The organism is Accumulibacter sp. (assembly GCF_029255285.1).
In the GTDB taxonomy this organism is placed as follows: Bacteria; Pseudomonadota; Gammaproteobacteria; order Burkholderiales; family Rhodocyclaceae; genus Accumulibacter.
Window position 1 is genome coordinate 114159 of sequence record NZ_JAPUVI010000098.1, and the last position, 21883, is coordinate 136041.

At 63.8% G+C, this 21883-nt stretch carries 21 protein-coding genes; 4 read left to right on the top strand and 17 right to left on the bottom strand.

The window, feature by feature from the left end; genetic code table 11:
- Nucleotides 1-99: 99 nt before the first annotated feature.
- The 10 genes from purH to Q1M07_RS14475 form a co-directional block, all read right to left on the bottom strand.
- Nucleotides 100-1665 carry a bifunctional phosphoribosylaminoimidazolecarboxamide formyltransferase/IMP cyclohydrolase gene (gene purH / locus Q1M07_RS14430; protein ID WP_300454614.1) on the bottom strand — a complete coding sequence of 522 codons (1566 nt, stop codon included), beginning with the start codon at nt 1663-1665 and terminating at the stop codon, nt 100-102.
- A 38-nt stretch (nt 1666-1703) separates the two neighbouring features.
- The gene (locus tag Q1M07_RS14435) at nt 1704-1949 is read right to left on the bottom strand and encodes a helix-turn-helix domain-containing protein (RefSeq protein WP_300454615.1); all 246 of its coding nucleotides are present in this window, start codon (nt 1947-1949) and stop codon (nt 1704-1706) included.
- Complete coding sequence (gene dusB / locus Q1M07_RS14440; RefSeq protein WP_300454616.1) at nt 1946-2998, bottom strand: tRNA dihydrouridine synthase DusB; 1053 nt, start codon at nt 2996-2998, stop codon at nt 1946-1948. The genes Q1M07_RS14435 and dusB overlap by 4 nt, the downstream gene beginning before the upstream one ends.
- A 131-nt stretch (nt 2999-3129) precedes the next feature.
- A complete protein-coding gene (gene minE / locus Q1M07_RS14445; RefSeq protein ID WP_300454617.1) occupies nt 3130-3396 on the bottom strand; it encodes a cell division topological specificity factor MinE in 267 nt (88 codons plus the stop codon).
- 2 nt (nt 3397-3398) lie between these two features.
- The gene (minD, locus tag Q1M07_RS14450; RefSeq protein ID WP_300454618.1) at nt 3399-4220 is read right to left on the bottom strand and encodes a septum site-determining protein MinD; all 822 of its coding nucleotides are present in this window, start codon (nt 4218-4220) and stop codon (nt 3399-3401) included.
- A gap of 102 nt (nt 4221-4322) precedes the next feature.
- On the bottom strand, nt 4323-5093 hold the full coding sequence (minC, locus tag Q1M07_RS14455) for a septum site-determining protein MinC (RefSeq protein WP_300454619.1): 771 nt from the start codon (nt 5091-5093) through the stop codon (nt 4323-4325).
- Nucleotides 5094-5207: 114 nt separating this feature from the next.
- Nucleotides 5208-6365 (bottom strand): FAD-dependent monooxygenase, encoded by a 1158-nt coding sequence (locus Q1M07_RS14460; RefSeq protein WP_300454620.1) that lies wholly within the window; start codon nt 6363-6365, stop codon nt 5208-5210.
- Nucleotides 6355-7665 (bottom strand): aminopeptidase P N-terminal domain-containing protein, encoded by a 1311-nt coding sequence (locus Q1M07_RS14465; protein WP_300454621.1) that lies wholly within the window; start codon nt 7663-7665, stop codon nt 6355-6357. Before Q1M07_RS14465 ends, Q1M07_RS14460 begins: the two co-directional genes overlap by 11 nt.
- On the bottom strand, nt 7662-8354 hold the full coding sequence (murU, locus tag Q1M07_RS14470) for an N-acetylmuramate alpha-1-phosphate uridylyltransferase MurU (protein ID WP_300454622.1): 693 nt from the start codon (nt 8352-8354) through the stop codon (nt 7662-7664). The genes Q1M07_RS14465 and murU overlap by 4 nt, the downstream gene beginning before the upstream one ends.
- A complete protein-coding gene (locus Q1M07_RS14475) occupies nt 8354-9385 on the bottom strand; it encodes a phosphotransferase (RefSeq protein WP_300454623.1) in 1032 nt (343 codons plus the stop codon). Before Q1M07_RS14475 ends, murU begins: the two co-directional genes overlap by 1 nt.
- Before the next feature lie 79 nt (nt 9386-9464).
- Between Q1M07_RS14475 and lptD the strand changes: the two genes are divergently transcribed.
- The 4 genes from lptD to rsmA are packed head-to-tail and all read left to right on the top strand — an operon-like array spanning nt 9465 to nt 15595.
- Nucleotides 9465-12482 carry an LPS assembly protein LptD gene (gene lptD, locus Q1M07_RS14480; protein ID WP_300454624.1) on the top strand — a complete coding sequence of 1006 codons (3018 nt, stop codon included), beginning with the start codon at nt 9465-9467 and terminating at the stop codon, nt 12480-12482.
- A gap of 5 nt (nt 12483-12487) precedes the next feature.
- Nucleotides 12488-13801 (top strand): peptidylprolyl isomerase, encoded by a 1314-nt coding sequence (locus tag Q1M07_RS14485; protein WP_300454625.1) that lies wholly within the window; start codon nt 12488-12490, stop codon nt 13799-13801.
- Nucleotides 13798-14811: a 4-hydroxythreonine-4-phosphate dehydrogenase PdxA gene (pdxA, locus tag Q1M07_RS14490; RefSeq protein ID WP_300454626.1), complete on the top strand. Its 1014-nt coding sequence runs from the start codon at nt 13798-13800 to the stop codon at nt 14809-14811. Before Q1M07_RS14485 ends, pdxA begins: the two co-directional genes overlap by 4 nt.
- A 4-nt stretch (nt 14812-14815) precedes the next feature.
- The gene (gene rsmA, locus Q1M07_RS14495) at nt 14816-15595 is read left to right on the top strand and encodes a 16S rRNA (adenine(1518)-N(6)/adenine(1519)-N(6))-dimethyltransferase RsmA (RefSeq protein ID WP_300454643.1); all 780 of its coding nucleotides are present in this window, start codon (nt 14816-14818) and stop codon (nt 15593-15595) included.
- Between the two features lie 26 nt (nt 15596-15621).
- Here rsmA and Q1M07_RS14500 read toward each other — a convergent pair whose 3' ends face one another.
- The 7 genes from Q1M07_RS14500 to Q1M07_RS14530 all read right to left on the bottom strand — a co-directional run bounded on the left by Q1M07_RS14500 (nt 15622) and on the right by Q1M07_RS14530 (nt 21833).
- Nucleotides 15622-15819 (bottom strand): DUF2892 domain-containing protein, encoded by a 198-nt coding sequence (locus Q1M07_RS14500; protein WP_300454627.1) that lies wholly within the window; start codon nt 15817-15819, stop codon nt 15622-15624.
- Nucleotides 15820-15919: 100 nt separating this feature from the next.
- Nucleotides 15920-16597: a Crp/Fnr family transcriptional regulator gene (locus Q1M07_RS14505; RefSeq protein WP_300454628.1), complete on the bottom strand. Its 678-nt coding sequence runs from the start codon at nt 16595-16597 to the stop codon at nt 15920-15922.
- Complete coding sequence (gene xth, locus Q1M07_RS14510; protein WP_300454629.1) at nt 16594-17364, bottom strand: exodeoxyribonuclease III; 771 nt, start codon at nt 17362-17364, stop codon at nt 16594-16596. The genes Q1M07_RS14505 and xth overlap by 4 nt, the downstream gene beginning before the upstream one ends.
- Nucleotides 17361-17891, bottom strand: a complete 531-nt coding sequence (locus Q1M07_RS14515) for a DUF4124 domain-containing protein (RefSeq protein ID WP_300454630.1) — start codon at nt 17889-17891, stop codon at nt 17361-17363. The genes xth and Q1M07_RS14515 overlap by 4 nt, the downstream gene beginning before the upstream one ends.
- A gap of 18 nt (nt 17892-17909) precedes the next feature.
- Complete coding sequence (locus tag Q1M07_RS14520; protein WP_300454631.1) at nt 17910-20003, bottom strand: M3 family metallopeptidase; 2094 nt, start codon at nt 20001-20003, stop codon at nt 17910-17912.
- Between the two features lie 56 nt (nt 20004-20059).
- On the bottom strand, nt 20060-20830 hold the full coding sequence (locus tag Q1M07_RS14525) for a DUF2189 domain-containing protein (protein WP_300454632.1): 771 nt from the start codon (nt 20828-20830) through the stop codon (nt 20060-20062).
- 67 nt (nt 20831-20897) lie between these two features.
- Nucleotides 20898-21833, bottom strand: a complete 936-nt coding sequence (locus Q1M07_RS14530; protein ID WP_300454633.1) for a phosphoribosylaminoimidazolesuccinocarboxamide synthase — start codon at nt 21831-21833, stop codon at nt 20898-20900.
- Nucleotides 21834-21883 lie beyond the last annotated feature (50 nt).

Sequence of the window (21883 nt, forward strand, 5' to 3'; positions counted from 1 at the left end):
CCCCCTTCTTGCGTGGTACGCGGTGCACACCGCTGACCGGAGCATCGCCGCCGCCGAACTCGCTTACCACTGCCTGTTCTCCCGTCGATCGGCCGAAAGTCAATGCCGAAAGTGTCGGGTGCCGGTGAACACCATCGCCAGACCGTGCTCGTCGGCGGCGCCGATGACTTCTTCGTCACGCAGCGAGCCGCCGGGCTGGATGACCGCCTTGGCACCCGCGGCGGCAATCACGTCGAGCCCATCACGGAAGGGGAAGAAGGCGTCGGAGGCAACGCAGGAGCCCGCGAGATCGAGTCCGGCGCTCTGCGCCTTGCTCGCCGCGATGCGTGTCGAGTCGACACGACTCATCTGGCCGGCTCCGACGCCGAGCGTCATGCCGCCGCCACAGAAGACGATGGCATTGGACTTGACGAACTTGGCCACCCGATAGGCAAACAGCAGGTCGGCCAGCTGCGCCGCATTGGGCGCCACCCGGCTTACCACTCTGAGGTCGGTCGCCTGGACGTCGAAGCTGTCGGGAGTCTGGACCAGCAGTCCACCCCCGACACGCTTCATTTCGAAAGCGTGCTGGACGCGCGCCAAGGGCAACTCGAGGACGCGCAGGTTCTGCTTGCCGGCCAGCAGGTCCCGAGCCGCGTCGGTGAAACCCGGGGCCAGGAGAACTTCGACGAAGTGCTTGCGGGCGTTCATCGCCGCGACGACATCGCCGTCTACGGTTCCGTTGAAGGCGATGATGCCGCCAAAAGCCGAGGTCGAGTCAGTCTGGAAAGCCTTTTCGTAGGCCGCCAGCAGATCGACAGCGATGGCCACACCGCACGGGTTGGCGTGTTTGACGATCACGCAGGCCGGCGTGTCAAAGGTCTTCACACACTCCCAGGCCGCGTCGGCATCGGCGATGTTGTTATACGACAGATCCTTGCCCTGCAACTGCCGATAGTTGGCGATGGCGCCGGGAGTCGAAACGGGATCGCGGTAGAAAGCCGCTCGTTGATGCGGATTCTCACCGTAGCGCAGCGCTTCGACGCGATCGAAAGCCAGTTGCAGTTGTTCGGGAAACGCCTGCGGCCGGTTCTCTTCGTCGAGCGCGCTCAGCCAGTTGGCGATTGCCGAGTCGTAGCGGGCAGTGTGAACAAAAGCTTTCTTGGCCAGCGCGAAGCGCGTGCGCAGACTCAATTCACCGGCCTGGGCCGCCATTTCCGCCAGCAGTGCCGGGTAGTCGGCCGGATCGGTGACGACCGCGACGCCGGTATAGTTCTTGGCTGACGAACGGAGCATCGCCGGACCACCAATGTCGATGTTTTCGATCGCCTCGGCCAGGGTGACGTCGGCCTTGGCGACGGTTTCGCGAAAGGGATACAGATTCACGCAAACGAGATCGATCGTCGGAATGCCGTGATCGGCCAGGGTCGCCATGTGTTCGGGCAGGTCGCGACGCGCCAGGATGCCGGCGTGCACTTTCGGATGCAGCGTTTTGACGCGGCCATCGAGCATCTCCGGAAATCCCGTGTAGTCGCCGACTTCGCCGACCGTCAGACCAGCCTCGCGCAACAGCTTTGCCGTGCCACCGGTGGAGAGAAGTTCGACGCCGTGGGCGACAAGGCCTCGGGCGAATTCGACGGCGCCGTTCTTGTTGGACAGACTGAGCAGGGCTTGACGGATTTTCATGGTAGACAGGCGAAGTAGTAGGGGGAAAAAGAGCGTTGTCAGGCGATCAGCTTGTGGTCGAGCAGTTTCTTGCGCAGCGTATTGCGGTTGATGCCCAGGATCTCGGCCGCGAGCGTCTGGTTGCCGCGCGCCTGCTTGAGCACGACTTCGAGCATTGGGCGCTCGACCATCCGGATCACCATCGGATAGACCGCCGCCGGCTTCTCGCCGTCGAGCGCCCGGAAGTAGTCTTCCAGCGCCTGGACGACGCAAGCCGCGATAGGCGCGTCGTCGCTGTGCTTCATGCCGCCAACGCCGCGCACTCGTCGGCGCCGGGTGCGGCTGCCGCCTTGGCGGTGGCGACGTAGGGCAGGTGTTCGTGGTGTTCGGCGAGCAACCGGAAGAAATCATCGACCGCTTGTCGCTGCTCGCCGACCGTTGGCAACTGGTTCATCGCATGGCGGAAAGCCGCCGAGCCGACCAAGCCCCGGGTGTACCACGAAATGTGCTTGCGGGCGACGCGCACACCGGTTTCGCTGCCATAGAAAACGTAGAGATCCTCGAGGTGGCCGAGCAACACCTGGTGAATTTCGCTCACCCGCGGTGGCGTCAGATACGTTCCGGTAGCGAGGAAATGTTCGATCTCGCGGAACAGCCACGGGCGCCCCTGGGCCGCGCGGCCAATCATCACCGCGTCAGCACCCGTCGTTTCGAGAACGAATTTCGCCTTTTCCGGTGACTCAATGTCGCCGTTGGCGATGACCGGGATGCGGGCGGCCGCCTTTACCGCCCGGATCGTCTCGTACTCGGCATGGCCCGTGTAGCCACAGGCGCGCGTCCGGCCGTGCATCGCCAGCGCACGGATCCCGGATTGCTCGGCGATGCGCAGTATGGACAGCGCGTTGCGGTTGGCCTTGTCCCACCCGGTGCGGATTTTCAGCGTCACCGGTGTGTTCGGTACAGCGCTGACGACGGCTTCGAGTATTCTGGCAACCAGTGGCTCGTCACGCAGCAGAGCCGAGCCGGCCATGACGTTGCATATCTTCTTGGCCGGACAACCCATGTTGATGTCGATGATCTGCGCCCCACGATCGACGTTGTGACGCGCCGCCTCGGCCATCATCAGTGGGCTGGCGCCGGCGATCTGCACCGCGATCGGCGATGCCTCGCCATCGTGCCTGGCCCGGCGCTGGGTCTTCACGCTGCCGTAGAGCAGCGAGTTGGAAGTCACCATTTCCGACACCGCCAAGCCGGCACCCATTTTCTTGCACAGTTGCCGAAACGGGCGATCGGTCACGCCGGCCATGGGTGCGACGAACAGCCTGTTGCGAAGCGAGAAGCCGAGAAATTCCATGGCCTTGAGGTTGGCGGATGGTACGGGGAAGGAGATCGATTCTACCCGTATTGGGGCGCGAAAAACAGATCGTGCCGGCTTGGCTACAGATCCCGGACTGCCGCGTCACGGCACCGCCGACCATGCACCCGTCAGATCTTTCCGCCCTTCTCGGGCATCACGATGTTAACCTCCAGCACCTCAAAATTTCCCTGTTTCTCCAGCGACACCTTGATGTCGTCAGGATTGACCGATACGTACTTCGAGATCACGGTCATCAGCTCCTGCTGCAAGGCGGGCAGAAAGTCCGGCGTACTGGCGCCGCCACTGCGTTCGTGGGCAATGATCAGCTGCAGACGTTCCTTGGCGATAGCCGCCGTCTTGGGCTTGTTGCCGAAGATGAGGGAGAAGAGGGACATCCTCATTTGCTCCCGAACAAGCGCTTGAAGAGGCCGGGTTTGTCGTAGTCTACGAAGCGCAGGGGAATGGTCTCGCCGAGGAAACGGCCAACGACATCAAGGTACGCGCCGGCAACGTCGCTGCCCGCAAGATGGATGGCCGGAGTACCGGCGTTCGACGACTGAAGCACCGATTCCGATTCGGGAATGACGCCGATGATGGGTACGCGCAGGATCTCCTGGACGTCCTTGTAGGACAGCATCTCGCCCTCGTTGACACGCTTGGGCGAGTAGCGGGTGATCAGCAGATGCTCCTTGACGGGCTCGCCCCCGAGCAGGGCGCGGCGAGACTTGGCCTGGATGATGCCGAGAATGCGATCCGAGTCGCGCACCGAGGAGACTTCCGGATTCGAAACGACCAGCGCCTCGTCCGCGAAGGTCAGCGCCATGACCGCGCCACGTTCGATACCGGCCGGCGAATCGCAGACCACGTAGTCGAAGCCCATGTGCTCGAGTTCCTTGAGAACCTTCTCGACGCCTTCCTCGGTCAGCGCATCCTTGTCCCGCGTCTGCGACGCCGGCAACACGAACAGATGTCCGTTTTCGCAATGCTTGTCCTTGATCAGCGCTTGGGTAAGTGTTGCTTCGCCGTTCAGGACATTGACGAGGTCATAGACGACGCGCCGTTCGCAGCCCATGATCAGGTCGAGGTTGCGCAAGCCGACGTCGAAATCGATGACCGCAGTCTTGTAACCGCGTAGGGCGAGGCCGGAAGAAAAACTGGCGCTGGTAGTGGTCTTGCCGACCCCACCCTTGCCGGACGTTACGACGACGATACGTGTCACCGAGGTTTCTCCGCAAGTCAAAGGGCGAATTCTACCTGTAGAATCGCTTTTCGGTTGACGCCACGAGGCTCAGGTCGGCCATTGCGGCGTTCGCACCCCGCTTCAATCCGTTCGCAACGGCAAAACGACCAGTCGGCCTCGGTCGTCGTCGGCTTTGCCAGTCAATCTGACCTGTACCGGTTTGCCCGCCATGTCGGGCGGAACTCCGGCCTCGAAAGTCCGGTAGAGACCGGCGATCGAAACCAGCTCGGCGTCGAAACGGGTACAAAGGATGCGCGCGTCTTCGGCACCGCCGGCTCCGGCCAGTGCGCGACCGCGCAACGGCGCATAGATGTGGATACTGCCGTCAGCAATCACCTCCGCGCCGGCATTGACCGCCGCCAGTACCACCAGGTCGCCGCCGCGCGCATAAACCTGCTGCCCCGAACGCAAGGGACGATCTACGAACAGCGTCGGCTGGCCGGCGGCCGCGGCCGTGACCGGCGCCGTTTCGGTCTTCGCCGCCGGCTCGGGCAACGGCGTCTCGGCGGCTGGCGCGGCGCGTGGCGGACGCTGGATGCTGGCGTAGGCCGGCAGGCCGGCGGCCGCTGCACTCTGGCGCAGGGCCTCGCTACCGCCACGCACGCCGATGACGTTCAAACCGTAAGCTTTCAACACCTGGTGTAGGCGAGGCCAATCGGCCCGCGGCAGTTCGCCGACCTGTGACAATTCGAGCAGAGCGGCATCGCCGTCAAAGAAGGGGTCGTCACCGAAGAGCGCAGCAGCGGCGGCGGCTAGTTCGTCCACTTGCAGGGAATGCACGGTGACCGCGACGACGGGCAGCGTCACCCCCTTGAATTCGATCAACTGTAGAGTGCTGTGGGCTCGCGGCATGGAGGCGTCACCGAGGTGAATCGTGGTTTTGGCAAGCCGCGAAGTCTAGCTGAAACGGCGCCAAAAGCGAAATCCGCCGCGTGCCGGCTGGCGCGACGCGCCCGAAACGATCGACTACAACCAGGCGCGGGCGCCCCAGATCATGCGTCGGGCGATGAAGTGGCGTAGTGGCGGGAAGATGTCCAGCGCCTGCAGGCCGAACCCGCGAGCCAAACGAAGCGCCGCCAGGTCGTTGGAAAAAAGACGCACGATGCCGTCAGTGAAAGCCATCCCGCCCCGCCGGTCGAGGTCTCGACGGCGGGCGTAAGCGGCCAGAGTGGGAGCCGCTCCGGCATCGTCGCCGGCACCGCGGCACAACGCTTCTGCGAGCTCCCAGGCATCCCGCAGACCGAGGTTGAAACCTTGGCCCGAAACCGGGTGCAGGCTTTGCGCGGCATTGCCGACCCACACCTGACGAGGAGCGGTGAGTTGCCGACGAATTCGTAGCGCGAGCGGGAAGCTGGCGCGCGCGCTGCTGGTGACGAAATCGAGGCGACCACCGAATTGCGCGCGCAAGGCCGCGAGAAAGCCGTCCTCGGCCAAGTCCTGCAGTCGCTTCGCTTGGTCGGGCGGCAGGCTGAACACCACCGAGTAGTCGTCGCCCAGGGGCAGCAGGGCGAGTGGACCATCCGGCGTGAAGCGCTCCCAGGCTCGGTTCGCGTGACCTGGAACGGGGCGCACCTCTGCCACTACGGCATGCTGCCGGTAGTCGAAGACGCGGACGCCGGCTTCGCTGGCCGGACTGCCTTCGGCGTGAACGACCAGCCGGGCAGCAACGAGACGCGTCTCCTCGCCCCGGCTCAAGCGGATCTCCACTGCTCGACTGCCAATGGTCAGTTCGATACGGCGGCAATCGTCGATCAGGTCTATCGACTCGACACCGGCGTACAGGCCGGCCGCCAGGTCACGGTAACGCATGACGTAGCCCAGTGCCGGCAGGTCGTAGTCGCTGGCCTCGATCACGGTGCGGCCGAAGCCGCCGCGTTGCGATACATGGATCGAATGAATCGCGGTGCCGGCGTCGGAATTCCAGACGCCGACCTGCTCGAGAATCTGTCGGCTACCATGCGACAGCGCCAGCGCTCGCGGGTCGCTTTCCCAGGCGCGGCGGCGCCGGCTGTCGACCAGCAGCACGCGAAACGGTCCCTCGGCCAGCGCCTTGGCCAGCGCCATGCCAACCGGTCCGGCACCGATGATGGCGACGTCTGCCTGTTCGCTGTTGTCAGTCTTCATGGCGCATGACGGCCTCGATCTCAGCGACGGTTTTTGGCGCGCTGCTGTAGACCATGCCGCCGCCGGCATTGACGAACACGTCGTCCTCGATGCGCACGGCCAGACCGTGCAGTTCGGCGGGCACTTCTGCGGCCGGGCGGAAGTAGAGGCCGGGTTCGACGGTCAGCGCCATGCCCGGCGTCAGACGTACCCAGTCGTCGTCGCGGGTACCGCTCTTGTACTCGCCCACGTCATGGACGTCGAGCCCTAGCCAGTGGCCAGTGCGGTGCATGTACCAAGGCTTGTAGGCTTCGCTTTCAAGCACGCCGTCGACGCTGCCGGCAAGCACGTGGAGGTCGATCAGCCCCTGCGACAGAACGCGCAGCGCCACCTGATGATAGTCGGAAAACGAGGCGCCCGGCCGCACCGCCGCGATGGCCGCCTGCTGTGCGGCGAGAACGATTTCGTAGACGTCGCGCTGCACGGCGCTGAAACGGCCACCCACCGGGAACGTTCGTGTAATGTCTGAGGCGTAACCGTCGAACTCGCAGCCGGCGTCGATCAAGACCAGCGAGTGCGCATCCAGCACCTTGTCGTTGGCGACATAGTGCAGGATACAGGCATTGGCACCACCGGCAACGATAGGGTTGTAGGCGTGACCGCTCGCTCCCCGCCGGCGGAATTCGTAGGCAACCTCGGCTTCGAGTTCGTATTCGGCCATTCCCGGCCGGCAGGCCCGCATGGCGCGGGTGTGGCCCGCCGAAGCGATATCGGCCGCACGGCGCATCATGCCCATCTCGTGGGCATCCTTGATCTGCCGCATCTGATCGAGAACGCCGCGCAGGTCGCGAATCTCCTGCGGTGCGCGCGTGCCGTTGCGGTTCTCGGAGCGCACCTTGTTCAGCGCGGCGGCGATTCGTCCGTCCCATTCCGCGTCGTGGCCGAGCGAGTGCCACAAGAAGCGCCGGTTGGCGAGCAGTTCGGGAAGCCTCTGTTCAAGCTGGCCCAACGGATACGCGGCGGAAAAGCCAAAGGTCTGGCACGCACTCTCCGGTCCGTAGCGGAAGCCATCCCAGGTTTCACGCTCTTCGTTCTTCTCGCGACAGAAAAGCAGCGATTTCGCCTCCTTGCCGCCGACCAGAACGATCACCGCATCGGGCTCGGGAAAGCCGCTCAGATACCAGAAGTAGCTGTCGAAGCGATAAGGGTAGTGCGCGTCGTGGTTGCGTAGCCGTTCGGGCGCCGTGGGGATGACGGCGATCCCGTCGCCAAGTTGGGCCAGCAACTCTTGCCGACGTCTGACGTAAGGTGTGTCGCTCATGGCGCTGACGCAAGCTCCCTGTCGAGTTCGGCAAGACGTTCCGGTGTGCCGACGTCGACCCAGCGACCCGCGTGCCGTTCGCCGCTGATTGCGCGGCGTGCGATGCCCTCGTCGAGCAGCGGGCGCAGCTTGATCGCCGTCGCGGCAGGAAGGCCGGCAAAAAACGCCGGCCGGAAGATGCCGATGCCGGCGTAGGTCAGGCTGCACCCACTGGCGCTACCGGCACGCCGAACGAGACCACGGGCCAAAGCGAAATCGCCGTCCGGGTGATGCGGCGGGTTGTCAACCAGCACCAGATGCGCCTGCCGCACGCCGAGCGTGTCGACCAGCCGTCGGGCGCGGGCAAAATCCCAGTCGCACCAGACGTCACCGTTGACGGCCAGAAACGCCGGTCCGCCGAGCAGCGGCAAGGCGGCGGCGATGCCGCCTGCGGTTTCCAAGGCGCCGGCCGACTCGGGCGAATATTGGATCCGCAGGCCGTACGCCTTGCCGTCGCCAAGTGCGGCGACGATCTGCTCGCCGAGGTGGGCGTAGTTGATCACCACCTCGCGCCATCCCGCCGCTGCCAACCGTTCGAGGTGCCAGACGACGAGGGGTTTGCCGCCGGCTGGCAACAGGGGTTTCGGCGTCGTGTCGGTAAGCGGCCGCAAGCGTTCGCCACGGCCGGCAGCAAGAATCATCGCCTTCATCAGAAGGTGTAGCCGAGATCGGCCTGAGGCTTGTCGATCCGGTCGAGAAGCTTGGCCAGCGGCCGCAGTTCGTTGTAGCGCCGGCAGGTGCGGCGCAGATAGTTCAGCACGCGCGGCATGTCGCCGAGATAGCCGGTCTTGCCGTCGCGGTGGTATAGGCGGGCAAAAATGCCAAGGACTTTGAGTTGGCGCTGCGCGCCCATCCATTCATAGTCGCGATAGAAATCGTGGAAGTCGGCCGCCACGGGCAATCCGGCGCGGCGCGCCGTTTCCCAGTAACGGATCACGAAATCGAGTTCCTGGTCTTCCGGCCAGTCGATGTACGCGTCACGATAGAGCGACACGAGATCGTAGGTCAACGGCCCATAGACGGCGTCCTGAAAATCCAGGATGCCTGGATTGGCGGGGAAAGCGCTTGCCCGGTCGCCGATCGCCATCAGGTTGCGTGAGTGGTAGTCACGATGCACGAAAACCGAGGGTTGTCGCAGGTTGTTGGCGAGGATTGCGGCAAATGTCGTGTGCAGGGTTTGCCGTGTTTCGTCGTCGAGTGACACGCCGAGATGGCGCGCCAGGTACCAATCCGGGAAAAGTGCGAGTTCGCGGCTCAGCAGATCGTGGTCGTAATCCGGTAGCGCTCCGGGCCGGCTGGCGAGCTGAATGGCAACGAGTGCCTGGTTGGCGTCGCCATAGAGCCGTGCAGCCGACCGTCTGTCCTGCAGCGCGTCCAGGTAAGTCATGCCGCCGAGGTCGGAGAGCAACAGGAAACCCTGCTCGAGGTCTTCGGCCAGTACCTCCGGGACATGGACGCCAGCCGCACGAAACAGGGCAGCAACCTTGAGGAATGGCCGGCAATCCTCTTTGTCGGGCGGCGCGTCCATGACGATCCGCGTCCCGGCGCCCGGCACGTGGGCGCGGAAATAGCGCCGAAAGCTGGCGTCGGCGGAAGCGGGCTCGATCGTCACCCGCTGGTCACCAAGTTCGGCCGCCAACAGATCCTGGACCCAGCCATGCAGCAGGGTGGTACGCGGCATGCCGCTTCTCCTTTGATGAAGATGCTAGAATGCTTCGATTTTACCATCCGACCCGCCGCCTCTCTCATTGAACCCTGGAATGAAGTGTCCTTTTCGGCCTCAACCGCTGACCCTGATCCTTTGCTGTGCCGGCACGTTTGCGGCTGGCTTCGCGGGCCAGGGGTCGGCGCAGACCACGGGGCCCTTCAGGGTCGATCCCGCGCTGCTCGGTCTGCCGCCGGCGCCCGTCCGCCGTCCGCCAGCCGTGGCGCCGGCCGAACGTCCGGTCGCCGAGGCAAGGCCAGTCGAAGAAGCCAGCGTCGAAACGCGGCCGATACCCTCACCTCCGGCAGCGGTCGCCGGTCGCGATTCCGGACCTCGCGAGGACTCTGCGGCGCCACGGCAGCCGGCTCCAACGGCGGTTGGCGAGACGACCGGACCAGCCGCGGCACTGCCGGGAGCGAAGACCGAAGCGCCGCGCGAGCCTGCGGCCACGCGGCGCAAGCCGGCGGAAACGGTGGCCGTGCCGGCGCCAGCGGCCGAAACTGGCCGCGCCGAGGCGCCACCAGGCGCCACACGCCGCGACGCGGTAGCCGAGAAGCCAAGCGCGGCCGAGCGGTCGGCCACCAGACCAGCGCCGCAGCGGCCTGCCGACGCCACTGAAACGCCTTCCGCGATGCGTGCCGCGGCCGCCGACTCATCGCCGGGCGTGGGAGCGGTTGGCGACGAGCCCGAAGGGTCGGGTAGCCCGCCTTTGCCCTTGCGCGTCGCGAAGGCCATGGTGCCGCCGCCGAAAGAGAGTGCCGTGCCGCGGCCCGCGTTTCTGAACGCCGATCAGATCTCGGGCGTCGTTGACCGTGAAGTGTTGGCCGAGGGCGACGCCGAGCTGCGCAAGGTCGGCAGCGTGCTGACCGGTGACCGGCTGACCTACTGGCCAGTAGAAGATGAAGTCGAGGCAGTCGGTAACGCGCGGCTGCAGCAGGGTGATGACGTAATCTCGGGTCCGAGGATGCGCCTCAAGATCGAGGACCAGGTCGGTTTCGTCGAGCAGGCCACCTATTTCCTGAAGAAGCAGTCGGGCCAGGCAACCGGCGCTGATGCCGATGCCCGATGGGCCGCGACGCTGCCGGCAGATCAGGCCAACACCGGATTTGCCGCACCACGAACGATGAGCTTGAAACCCGGGCAGACCCGGCTGAAGGAGCGGAAACCGGCGAACCAGATAACCGAGGGGCGCGGCGAAGCCGAACGCGTCGACCTCGAAGGCGAGAACCAGTTCCGTCTGACGAACGCCACGTATACGACCTGCAAACCGGGGAACGACGACTGGTTTCTCTCGACCCGCGACCTGCAACTGGATTATGACAACGACGTGGCCAGCGGCAGTGCGGCGACTATTCACTTTCTCGGTGTCCCGATCCTGCACTCGCCCTGGGTGTCCTTTTCCCTGAACAACGAGCGCAAGTCGGGTTTCCTCACCCCTTCCTATGGATCGACCAGTGATAGTGGTTTCGAGTTCACGCTGCCGTACTACTGGAACATCGCACCGAACATGGACGCCACTTTTGAACCGCGCATCCTGAGCAAACGCGGGTTTCAGCTCGGCACCGAGTTCCGCTATCTGAACTCGGCGTATGGCGGTGTTTACAGCGGCAAGGATCTGGTCGAGTACCTGCCGGACGACAAAGTGGCCAACATGGATCGCTGGGGGGTGGCGCTCACTCACAACCAGACTTTCTCCGACGGTCTGTCCGGCTCCTTGATCTACAACCGTGTTTCGGACAACAACTACTACACGGACTTGTCGAGTCAGATTTCCAGTACGGCGAAGACTCAGTTGCTGCAGCAGGGAATGTTGTCTTATGGCGGCGCCGGATGGTGGACGGCAACCGCCAACGTGCAGACTTTCCAGACCTTGCAGCCCGACCCCAAGAACCCCGTTGCCAAACCGTATCGCCTGCTGCCGCAAATCACGGTGAACGCCCGGCAGCCGGACCTGTACTACACCGACAGCGCCTTTTTCGGCCAATACACCTCGTTCGTGAGCCCCGACGCGAGCAAGGTAGAAGGGCAGCGAACCGTGCTGCAGCCGCAGGTATCCTTGCCCTATGTGACACCGGGGTGGTATGTGATACCGCGCGTGGGCGTCAATGTGACGTATTACACATTGTCGGATCCGACGCCAGCGAGCGTCCTGCCGAACTCGATCAGTCGTACGCTGCCCATCTTCAGCGTCGATTCCGGTATGACTTTCGAGCGGCCCAGCAACTGGTTCGGGCGTGACTATGTCCAGACTCTCGAGCCGCGGCTCTTCTACCTGAATATCCCCTATAAGAACCAGAGCGACATCCCGGTATTCGACACCGGCTTGGCCGACTTCAACTTCGCACAGATATTCGCGGACAACCAATTTTCCGGCTGGGACCGAGTCAACAACGCGAACCAGGTCACCACCGCCTTGGCGTCGCGTCTGATCGACCCCGCCTCGGGTGGAGAGATCATGCGCGCCATGCTGGGTCAGGTCTTCTACTTTACTGACGACAAGGTCACGCTGCCCGGCGTGTCCAACCGCAAGTGGGACAAGTCCGGTTTCCTGGCGGCCTTCAGCGGTCAGGTGTGGCCGAGAGTGTATGCTGATGCGGCGCTACAGTACGACCCGGGCAGTCAGCAATTCCAGCGCTATGGGCTAGGCGCGCGCTACCTCCCGGAGGCAGGGAAGGTACTCAACGCAACATACAGCTACAACAGCACGGCATCGATCCCGATCAACCAGATCGACCTGTCCGGGCAGTGGCCGATCAGCGGTCGCTGGCAGGCGGTGGGCCGCTACAACTACTCGTTCAAGAACGACAACACGGTTGGCAGTGGAACGTCCAGTGGCGGGACGCCGGTCGAGATCGTCGGCGGACTGGAGTACAACGCTGGCTGCTGGGCTTTGCGCGCGGTGGCGCACCGGATTCAAACCACCGAGACCGACTCGGTGACACAGTTCTTCGTTCAACTGGAACTGAGCGACTTTTCGCGCATCGGCTCGAATCCGCTGAGTGTGCTGCAGCGCAGGATTCCGGGTTACAGCATGGCGCGGCCGATGGTCGACCAAGGTTTGGCGGAACAGTAGGTCCAATGATGATGATCATGCTTCGTGGCGTGCTGCTGGTGACTTGTCTGGTCGGCCCATCGCTCGCACAAAATGCTTCGCGGCCGGTGAGTCAGCCGGTTCCGGTCGATCGTATCGTAGCCGTGGTCAATAACGAAGTGATCACGCTGTACGAGCTGCGGACTCGTCTCGACGCTGCTCTGGCGCAATTGCAGCGACAAGGGACACAACTGCCGCCGCGCGACGTGCTCGAAAGGCAGATGCTCGAACGTCTGGTGATCGACAAGGTGCAGTTGCAGCAAGCCCGCGAGATGGGCGTGCGAGTCGACGATGCACAGCTCGAGCAGGCACTGCAGCGGATTGCCGCGGGCAACCGGATGTCCTTGGCCCAGTTCCGCGCGGCGTTGGAAAAGGACGGCATAGCGTTTGCCAATTTCCGCGAGGAGATTCGCTCGGAAATGACAATTGCCCGCGTCCGTGAACGCGAGGTCGAGAGCCGGATTTTCATCTCCGAAGGCGAGGTCGACAATTACCTTGCTGGCGCTACCGATCAGGGAGCCATGACAGAGGAGTATCAGTTGGCGCATATTCTGTTCCGTGCACCCGAATCGGCAAGTCCGGAACAGATTCAGAAACTCCGCGCGAAGGCTGAACAAGTTGTCGAGCGATTGCGTAAGGGTGAGGATTTCGCGCAGCTCGCGGCCGCCTATTCGGACGCTCCGGACGGTCTGAAAGGCGGCAACCTTGGCTGGCGTTCGCGCGACCGCCTGCCAGCGATGTTCGCCGAGACGGCCGCGACGCTCAAGGTCGGCGAGGTGTCACCGATCCTCCGCAGCTCGAACGGCTTCCACTTGGTCAAGGTACTCGCCAAACGCGGTGGCGGAGCGCCGACGGCTGTGCAGCAGACGCACGCCCGGCACATCCTGATCAAGGTGAACGAAGTCGTTTCGGAATCGGAGGCCAGGCACAAACTCGAAAGCCTGCGTGAACGGATCAAACACGGCGAGAGTTTCGCCGAGTTGGCGAAGCTCTTTTCGCAGGATGGTTCGGCAACCAAAGGCGGTGATCTGGGTTGGGTCTATCCGGGCGATACGGTTCCCGAGTTCGAGCGAGCGATGAATCTGCTCGCTCCTGGCGAAGTCAGCGAACCGGTGCAGTCACCGTTCGGCTTTCATCTGATCGAGGTCATCGAGCGACGCGTGCAGGACGTCTCGAGTGACCGTCAACGTGCCGCGGCGCGCCAAGTATTGCGCGAACGCAAGCGCGACGAGGCGTATCAGGACTGGCTGCGGCAAACGCGCGACCGCGCCTATGTCGAACTTCGGCTGGAGGAGCGTTGAACCACCCGCCGCCCTGGCCGGTGATCGCCGTCACCGCCGGCGAACCGGCCGGCGTCGGCCCGGAGCTCTGTCTGCGCCTGCTTGATCTGCCGCGCAATCGCTGGCCAGGCGCCCGGATCGTTGTGCTCGCCGACCGCTCGTTGCTCGCCCAGATCGCTGCCGAACTCCGACTCCCAGTCGTTTTTCGCGACTGGGATCCGGCGCTCCCGCCAGAAGCCGGCACACTCGACATCCTGCATCGGCCACTGGTGACCAAGGCTCGTCCCGGCCTGCTCGACCGGGCCAACGCGCCCTATGTGCTGGATCTGCTTGATCGGGCGTTGGCCGGCTGCCGGCGCGGCGAGTTTGCCGCGCTGGTCACCGCCCCGGTACACAAGGGGACGATCAACGACGCCGGGATTGCCTTCAGCGGACATACCGAATACCTGGCGGAACGAACGGAAACGCGACGCGTAGTGATGATGTTGGCTGGCGGCGGGCTGCGTGTTGCGCTGCTCACGACGCACCTGCCTTTGCGCGAAGTGCCGGGCGCCGTGACCGGCAGCGCGCTTGCCGAGACGCTGCGCATCCTGCATCGCGAAATGGGGCAGAAGTACGGCATCGTCAGTCCGCGCATCCTCGTCGCCGGCCTCAATCCGCACGCCGGCGAGAGTGGTTATCTGGGCCGCGAGGAGATCGACGTCATCGCGCCGGTGCTCGAACGCCTGCGCGCCGAGGAAGGTATGGTGCTGCTTGGGCCGCTGCCCGCCGACACGATGTTTTCACCTTCCGTCCTGGCACGGGGCGATTGCGTTCTTGCCATGTACCACGACCAGGGACTGACGGCGCTCAAGTACGCGAGCTTCGGCCACGGCGTCAATGTCACTCTGGGACTGCCGATCATTCGCACGTCGGTCGATCATGGCACGGCGCTCGATCTGGCGGGGACCGGGAAAGCCGATCCCGGCAGCCTGTTTGCCGCCGTTGGTCAGGCGATCGAGATGGCGGAGCGTGCCGGCGGCGCTGCCTGAAGCGATGGCGCCGCTTGTCGCGCGTAAGCGCTTCGGCCAACATTTCCTGGTCGATCAAAAGGTTATCAGGCGCATCGTCGATCTCGTCGCGCCACAGCGTAGCGACTGCGTGGTCGAGATTGGCCCGGGACGCGCCGCGTTGACCGAACCCCTGCTGCAGCGACTCGACCATCTGCACGTGGTGGAAATCGACCGCGATATCGTCGCCGGCTTGCGCCGGAAGTATCCGCCGGAGACAGTGAGCATTTATGCCGGCGACGCCCTGGGCTTCGATTTCGGCCGCTTGGCCGAGGAAGGTAGCGCCGGTCTGCGTGTCGTCGGCAATCTCCCGTACAACATCTCGACCCCGCTGCTCTTTCATCTGGCCGGCTTCGGCGCTACCGTGCGCGACATGCACTTCATGCTGCAGCGGGAAGTCGTCGAGCGCATGGTCGCTGTCCCCGGCAGCCGCGACTTCGGAAAGCTCTCGGTGATGTTGCAGTACCGTTTCGTGATGGAGCATCTACTCGATGTCTCGCCGGAGGCTTTCGATCCTCCACCAAGGGTGCATTCGGCGGTGGTCCGCCTGACTCCGCGGCCGCTCGGCGAGCTGACCGCAAGCGACGACGCGCAGTTCGCGGCGCTCGTCGCCGCGGCTTTCGCGCAACGCCGAAAGATGTTGCGCAACAGTCTGCAGGGCTTGTGCACCGCGACCCGACTGACCGAACTCGGCGTTTCTCCCACCTGTCGCGCCGAGGAACTGTCGGTCGATGACTACGTCCGCCTGGCCAACGCACTGAACTAGGAGCGCCGCTCAGCCTCCTTCCCCGCTCAACTTGTCTTCTTGAGCGGGCAGGTATTCAAGCCAAGCAAACTGTACGCCGGGCAGATCCCGAACACACCGGTCAGCAGCGGCACGATGCCGATCCAGCCCCAGGCACCGACGACACCGCTGGCGGCGAGGCCGATCAGCACGAGGCCGATGATGATACGCAGGACTTTGTCGATCCCTCCGACATTGGTCTTCATGTTGGGCTCCAGCAAAGGTTGTGATTGAGGACACCAGAATACCCAAGACGGCTGGTCGTGTATGTAACCGCGGTCACACAGCCCGTACGGCTGTCCCGTTTCAGCGCTTGCCCTCGGCCAGATGCTGCAAACCCTCGGCGTCGATCACTCCGATCTGTTCGCGGCCCAGCGTTACCAGACGCTGTTCGGCGAAACTCTTGAGCAAGCGGCTGACGATTTCGCGCACGCTGCCCAGTTCTTCGGCCAACGCCTGATGCGTGGCGCGAACCGTTTCACCTCTGGCGAGCAGAAGTTTGGCCAGACGCTGATCGAGGCGGTGAAAAGCGACCTCCTCAACGAGTTGCATCAGATCCGCGATCCGCTCGGCAAACAAGTGGAAAACAAAATCACGGAACGCGGCGTTTTCAGCCAACAGTCGATCGAACAGGGAACTCGGCAAGAGCAGCAGAGAGAGCGGGGTTTCGGCAACGCCGCGCGCCGAATAGGGACTGTGGCCGAGCAGACAACTTGAGGTGATGATGCACGAACCACCTGGCTCCACCCTGTAGAGCAGCATTTCTCGCCCGTTCGCCGCACTTTTCACCACTTTGATCGTGCCGTTGAGCAGTAGCGGGAAGCCCAGGCAGTTTTGCCGCTCGGTAAACACCGGCGCCCCGCCGGGCAGCGTCTGCCAAGCGGCTGTCTGACAGAGTGCCGCGAACTGGTCGGCCGGTAGCGAACGCAAGGCCGGATAGAGAACAAGCAGCGACGGCGACAAGCCGTCGGGAAGGGCGTTCATGGTTCGGCCAGTTCGGCGGTTACCGGAGCGTGGTCCGACGGACGTTCCCGCTTGCGCATTTCCCGGCTGATTCCAGCGGCCACGCAGCGTCGGGCGAGAGGCTCGGAAAGTAGAATATGGTCGATGCGCAGGCCCTGGTTCTTCTGGAAGCCGAGCATTCGGTAGTCCCACCACGAGAAGCTCTTCTCGGCTTGCTCGAAGAGCCGGAAACTGTCGTTCAGACCCAGGTTCAACAGTTGCCGGAAAGCGGACCGTTCGGCTTCCGAGCACAGGATCTGGCCAGCCCAGGCGATCGGGTCGTGCACGTCACGGTCTTCCGGGGCAATGTTGAAGTCGCCGGCCACCGCCAGCCGGGGATTGGCGGCGAGTTCTTCGGCCAGCCAGCACGCCAGCGCAGCCAGCCATTCGAGCTTGTAGGCGTACTTGTCGCTGCCGACCGCCTGACCATTCGGGACGTAGACGCAGACGACGCGGAGGCCGCCCACTGTCGCGGCAAGCAAGCGCTTCTGCGGGTCGGTAAAGTGGGGATTCCCGAAAGCGAGTTCGCTTGGCGCTTCGCGGGTCAGCAAGGCAACGCCGTTGTACGTTTTCTGGCCGCAGAAGGCGGCGTGGTAACCCGCCGTCTCGATTTCCCGCCGCGGGAAAGCCGCGTCATCAAGTTTCGTCTCCTGCAGGCAGACGATATCGGGTTGCTGCGCCGCCAGCCAGTCGAGCAGTTGTGGCAAGCGAACCTTAAGTGAGTTCACGTTCCAGCTAGCGAGCTTCATGGGGCCGACTTCGCCGCCGGTCTGACACGGGCTGTCGCCCTGGTGGGATAGCCGGCGGCATCGAGCAGGTCGTTCCAGGCGCCAGGCGCAAAGCCATTGACGCTTTGCCGTCCAACGCTGACGCTGGGAAGAAGCAGATCGCCGCCGACCCGCCGGCCGATTTCGGCGACTTCCTCTTCCGTCGTCACCTCCTTCTCCGAGAAGGGCACGCCACGACTCTCCAGCAGAGCGCGTGCCTCCCTGCACGTCGTGCAGCCGCGGCTGGTGTAGAGAGTCACGGGAAACTTTTCGCTGGCCTGGCGAATCGCGTAGGGAAGTCGAGCCTCCAGCGGCTCCTCGCCGTCTGCCGTCGTCGTCGCCTTGCCGACGCTCTTGCTGCCAGGCGGTGGCGGCCTATCGGAAACCACCGTGTGACCGGTTGCCGGGTCTACCCAGCGGTAGGTAGTTTGCGCGTCGACCGACGTGCCCGCCAGCAAGAGCAAGCAAGCGGTGGGGCCGATGAGGCGCCAGGCGGACTGGGTGAGCATGCTCGAAGTCCTCGCAGTTCAGGCGGCGATCATTCCGCTGTGCCGAAGTAAAGCGTCGACCTGGGGGTCGCGACCGCGAAAGGCGCGGAAGCTGTCAATCGCCGGGCGGCTGCCGCCGACCGACAGAACTTCGTCCAGGAAACGCTTGCCGGTACTCGGATCGAAGGCGTTGCCAGCCTCTTCGAAGGCGGCGTAGCAGTCGGCGGACAGGACTTCGGCCCACTTGTAACTATAGTAGCCGGCACCGTAGCCACCGGCAAAGATGTGCGAAAAACCGTTCGCAAAGCGATGCCATTCAGGCGGGACGATCACCGCGACCTCGCGCCGCACGTCGGCCAGCAGGTCGCGGACGCTTCTGTCGCCGGCCGGATCGAAGTCGCTGTGCAGCCGCATGTCGAACAACGCGAACTCAATCTGGCGAAGCGTTTGCATGCCGCTCAGGAAGTTCTTGGCCGCCAGCATCTTGTCGAACAGTGCGCGTGGCAAGGGTTGGCCGGTGTCGATGTGGGCGGTCATCTGGGGCAGCACGCTCCACTCCCAGCAGTAGTTCTCCATGAACTGCGACGGCAACTCCACCGCGTCCCATTCGACGCCGTGAATGCCGGCGACGCCCAATTCGTCCACCCGTGTCAGAAGGTGGTGCAAGCCATGCCCGGTTTCATGGAAGAGCGTGATCACCTCGTCGTGCGTGAAAGTCGCCGGCAGCGGTTGGCCATCCCTTTCGCCGACCGGCCGCGAGAAGTTACAGTTGAGGTAGGCGACCGGCGTTTGCACGCCGTCCGGCGGCGTGGCCAGTGATCGCATCGGCAGTCTTCGGCGCCCGATCGCTTCGTCCATCCAAGCTCCGGCGCGCTTGGTTTCACGTGCGTAGAGATCGAGATAGAACTGACCGATCAGTTCGCCGCTCAGCGTCTCGATACGGAAGAAGCGCACGTCTTCGTGCCAGACGGGCGCGCGATCCGGCTTCAGGCGAACGCCGAACAAGGTTTCGATGACCCGGAAAAGCCCGCCGAGAACCTTGTCTTCGGTGAAGTACTGCTTCACTTCCTGCTCCGAAAAGGCATAGCGCGCTTGCAGGAGTTTCTCGGAAACGTAGGCGACATCCCAGGATTCCATCGTCTCGAGGCCGAGTTCGCTCTGCGCAAAGGCGCGCAGGTCGGCGACATCCTTCTCGGCGAAAGGCTTGGCCCTGGCCGCCAGGTCACGCAGGAAGTCGAGCACCTGCGGTACAGATTGTGCCATCTTCGGTACTAGCGAGACTTCGGCGAAGTTGACGTAGCCCAGTAGCTTCGCTTCCTCACGGCGTAGTTCGAGAATCCGCTGGATCAAGGGCGTGTTGTCGAGTTCAGCGGCGCCGAACTCGGCGGCACGTGTGGCGTAGGCGCGGTACAGCGTGGCACGCAGTCGGCGACTATCGGCGTATTGCAGTACCGGCAAATAGGATGGCATGTGCAGCGTGAACTTCCAGCCATGCGCGCCGTCTCGCGCGGCCGCTTCGCGCGCCGCTTCCTGGATGTCTTGCGGCAAGCCAGCCAGTTCATCGACGTCGGTCACCACTTCGGAGAAAGCATTCGTCGCGTCGAGCAAATTTTCCGAGAACTTGGCCGAGAGTTGAGCCAGTTCTTCGGCAATTGCCTGAAAGCGAGGTTTCAGGTTGTCTGGCAGCTCGGCGCCGGCGAGGCGGAAGTCGCGCACCTCATGGTCGATGATCTGGCGTCGAGCGGCGGACAAGGTCTTGTATTCCTCGCTCTCGGCGATCGCCTTGTACTTGGCGAACAGCTTCAGGTTCTGGCCGACTTCGGCGTAGAAACGCGAAACGTCGGGTAGCATCTGGTGGTAGGCCTCGCGCCAGGCCGGGACGTCATTCACCGAGTGGACGTGCCCGACGACCCCCCAGGCGCGCGACAGTTGCTCGAAGCCGTCGGCCAACGGTGCGGCGAAATCGTCCCAGGTCGCTGCCACCTCGTCAGACGTCAGGCGCTGGACGAGATCGCGGCAATCGGCGAGCAGCTTGCTGATTGCCGGCGGCACGTGGTCTGGCCTCAGTGCATCGAAGCGCGGCAGCGTGGAGAAGTCGAGAAGCGGGTTGTCGTGTAAGGCGTCGGAGGGCATGGAAATTCCGTGGATCGAGAGGAGCGCTGCGGCGGAGCGCAGCCGGGGAGTGCTGCCTATTCTACAAGGTCGCGATAGGCGTGCCACGAAGCATGGCCGAGCAACGGCATGAAAACGATCAAGCCGAAGAACAATGTGAGAAAACCGAGTGCGGTCAAGACGACGACGATCGCGCCCCAGAACAGCATGACCCACAGGTTGGCGTCGACGGCACGCAGGCTGGTCAGCATGGCCGTCCGGAAGTTGATGGGCCGGTCGAGCAGCAAGGGCACGGAAACCACGGTCAGCGAAAAAACGCTCAGTGCCAGCGTGCCACCGCAGAGGATCCAGATCAACAGCAGATCGCGGTGGTCGGTCGACAAGTGAATTTCAGCCAGCAAGCTGGGCAGGTCGGGCGTGATCGCCGGGGCCAGCAAGGCGAACAGCAGCGTCGACACGCGTTCCCAGGCCAGCCCGACGAGCGCCAGGAGCAGCCCCAATTTGGCGAGTTCGACCGCGTTGCGCCGGCCACCGGCGAGTGACGAGAAAAAGGTCGACGACTGACCCGCCGCGCAGCGCCGACTGATTTCGTACAGTCCACCGGCAAGCAAGGGCGCGATCAGAAAGAAGCCGGAAGTGGCGATGATGAACATTCGTCCGTTGCGCCAGGCGAAAATCGTGATCAGGTCGCCGGCAATCGCAAACAGGAGTCCGTAGGCCAGGCTGGCGATCGGGTTGACGCGCAGATCCCGCCAGCCTGCCGCCAGCCAGGACAAGGGGCGGTCGAGCGAAACGCGGCGGACCTTGGGCGGCGTGCCGTGGGTAGCGGGAGTCAGATCTAGGCCCATGCGAACTCCTTGCCAAGATGATGGCTCCGCCACGGGACGCTGCCAGATCGAATGGTGGCCTGCCTTCTCATGCCACAAAAATCTCTCCGGTCAGTCGCTCGCACGCTTCGACGTACTTTGCCCGAGTGTGCTCGAGCACCGCGGCCGGCAAACGCGGCCCGGGCGCCTGCTTGTTCCAGGCCAGCGTTTCGAGGTAGTCGCGCAAATATTGTTTGTCGTAGGACGGTGGATTGCTTCCCGGCCGCCAGGCATCGACCGGCCAAAAGCGCGACGAGTCCGGGGTCAGAGCCTCGTCGATCAGATGCAGGGTGCCCGCCGCATCGAGCCCGAATTCGAACTTGGTGTCGGCAATGATGATGCCGCGTTGCGCGGCATGTTCGGCTGCTGTGGCATACAGCTTGAGCGCAGCGTCGCGCGCCTGCACGGCAATCGCTTCACCGCTCGCCGTGCCCGCCGACAAGTCGGCAAACGCCGCGGCGCAGTCCGCCTGTGCTCGTTCAAAGGAAACGTTCTCGTCGTGATCGCCGAGCGCGGCCTTGGTGGCCGGGGTGAAGATCGCTTGCGGCAGCCGGCTCGCAAGTCGTAGTCCGACTGGCAGCCCGATCCCGCAAACGCGGCCGCTCGCCTGATAGTCCTTCCATCCCGAGCCGATCAGATAGCCGCGCACCACGGCCTCGATCGGCAAGGGTCGCAAGCGCTTGACGACCAGTGCTCGGTCGCGCACCTGGTCCCGCTCTTCGACCCTGACCACGGATTCCGGATCGATGCCGGTGAGCTGGTTCGGGACGATGTCGGCCAGTTTGGCGAACCAGAAAGCGGCGAGCCGGGTCAGCACCTTGCCCTTGCCGGGAATCGGGTCGGGCAGGACGACGTCGAACGCCGAAATGCGGTCACTGGTGACGATCAGCAGCTTGTCGGCGTCGATGGCGTAGATGTCGCGCACCTTGCCACGGCCGAGCAGTGGCAGGCTCTTGATCGTCGATTCGAAGAGGGCGTCGGTCACTTGGCTGATCCGGTAGTCAAAGGTTGATCGCCCGCCAGCAGGCAGGCGAT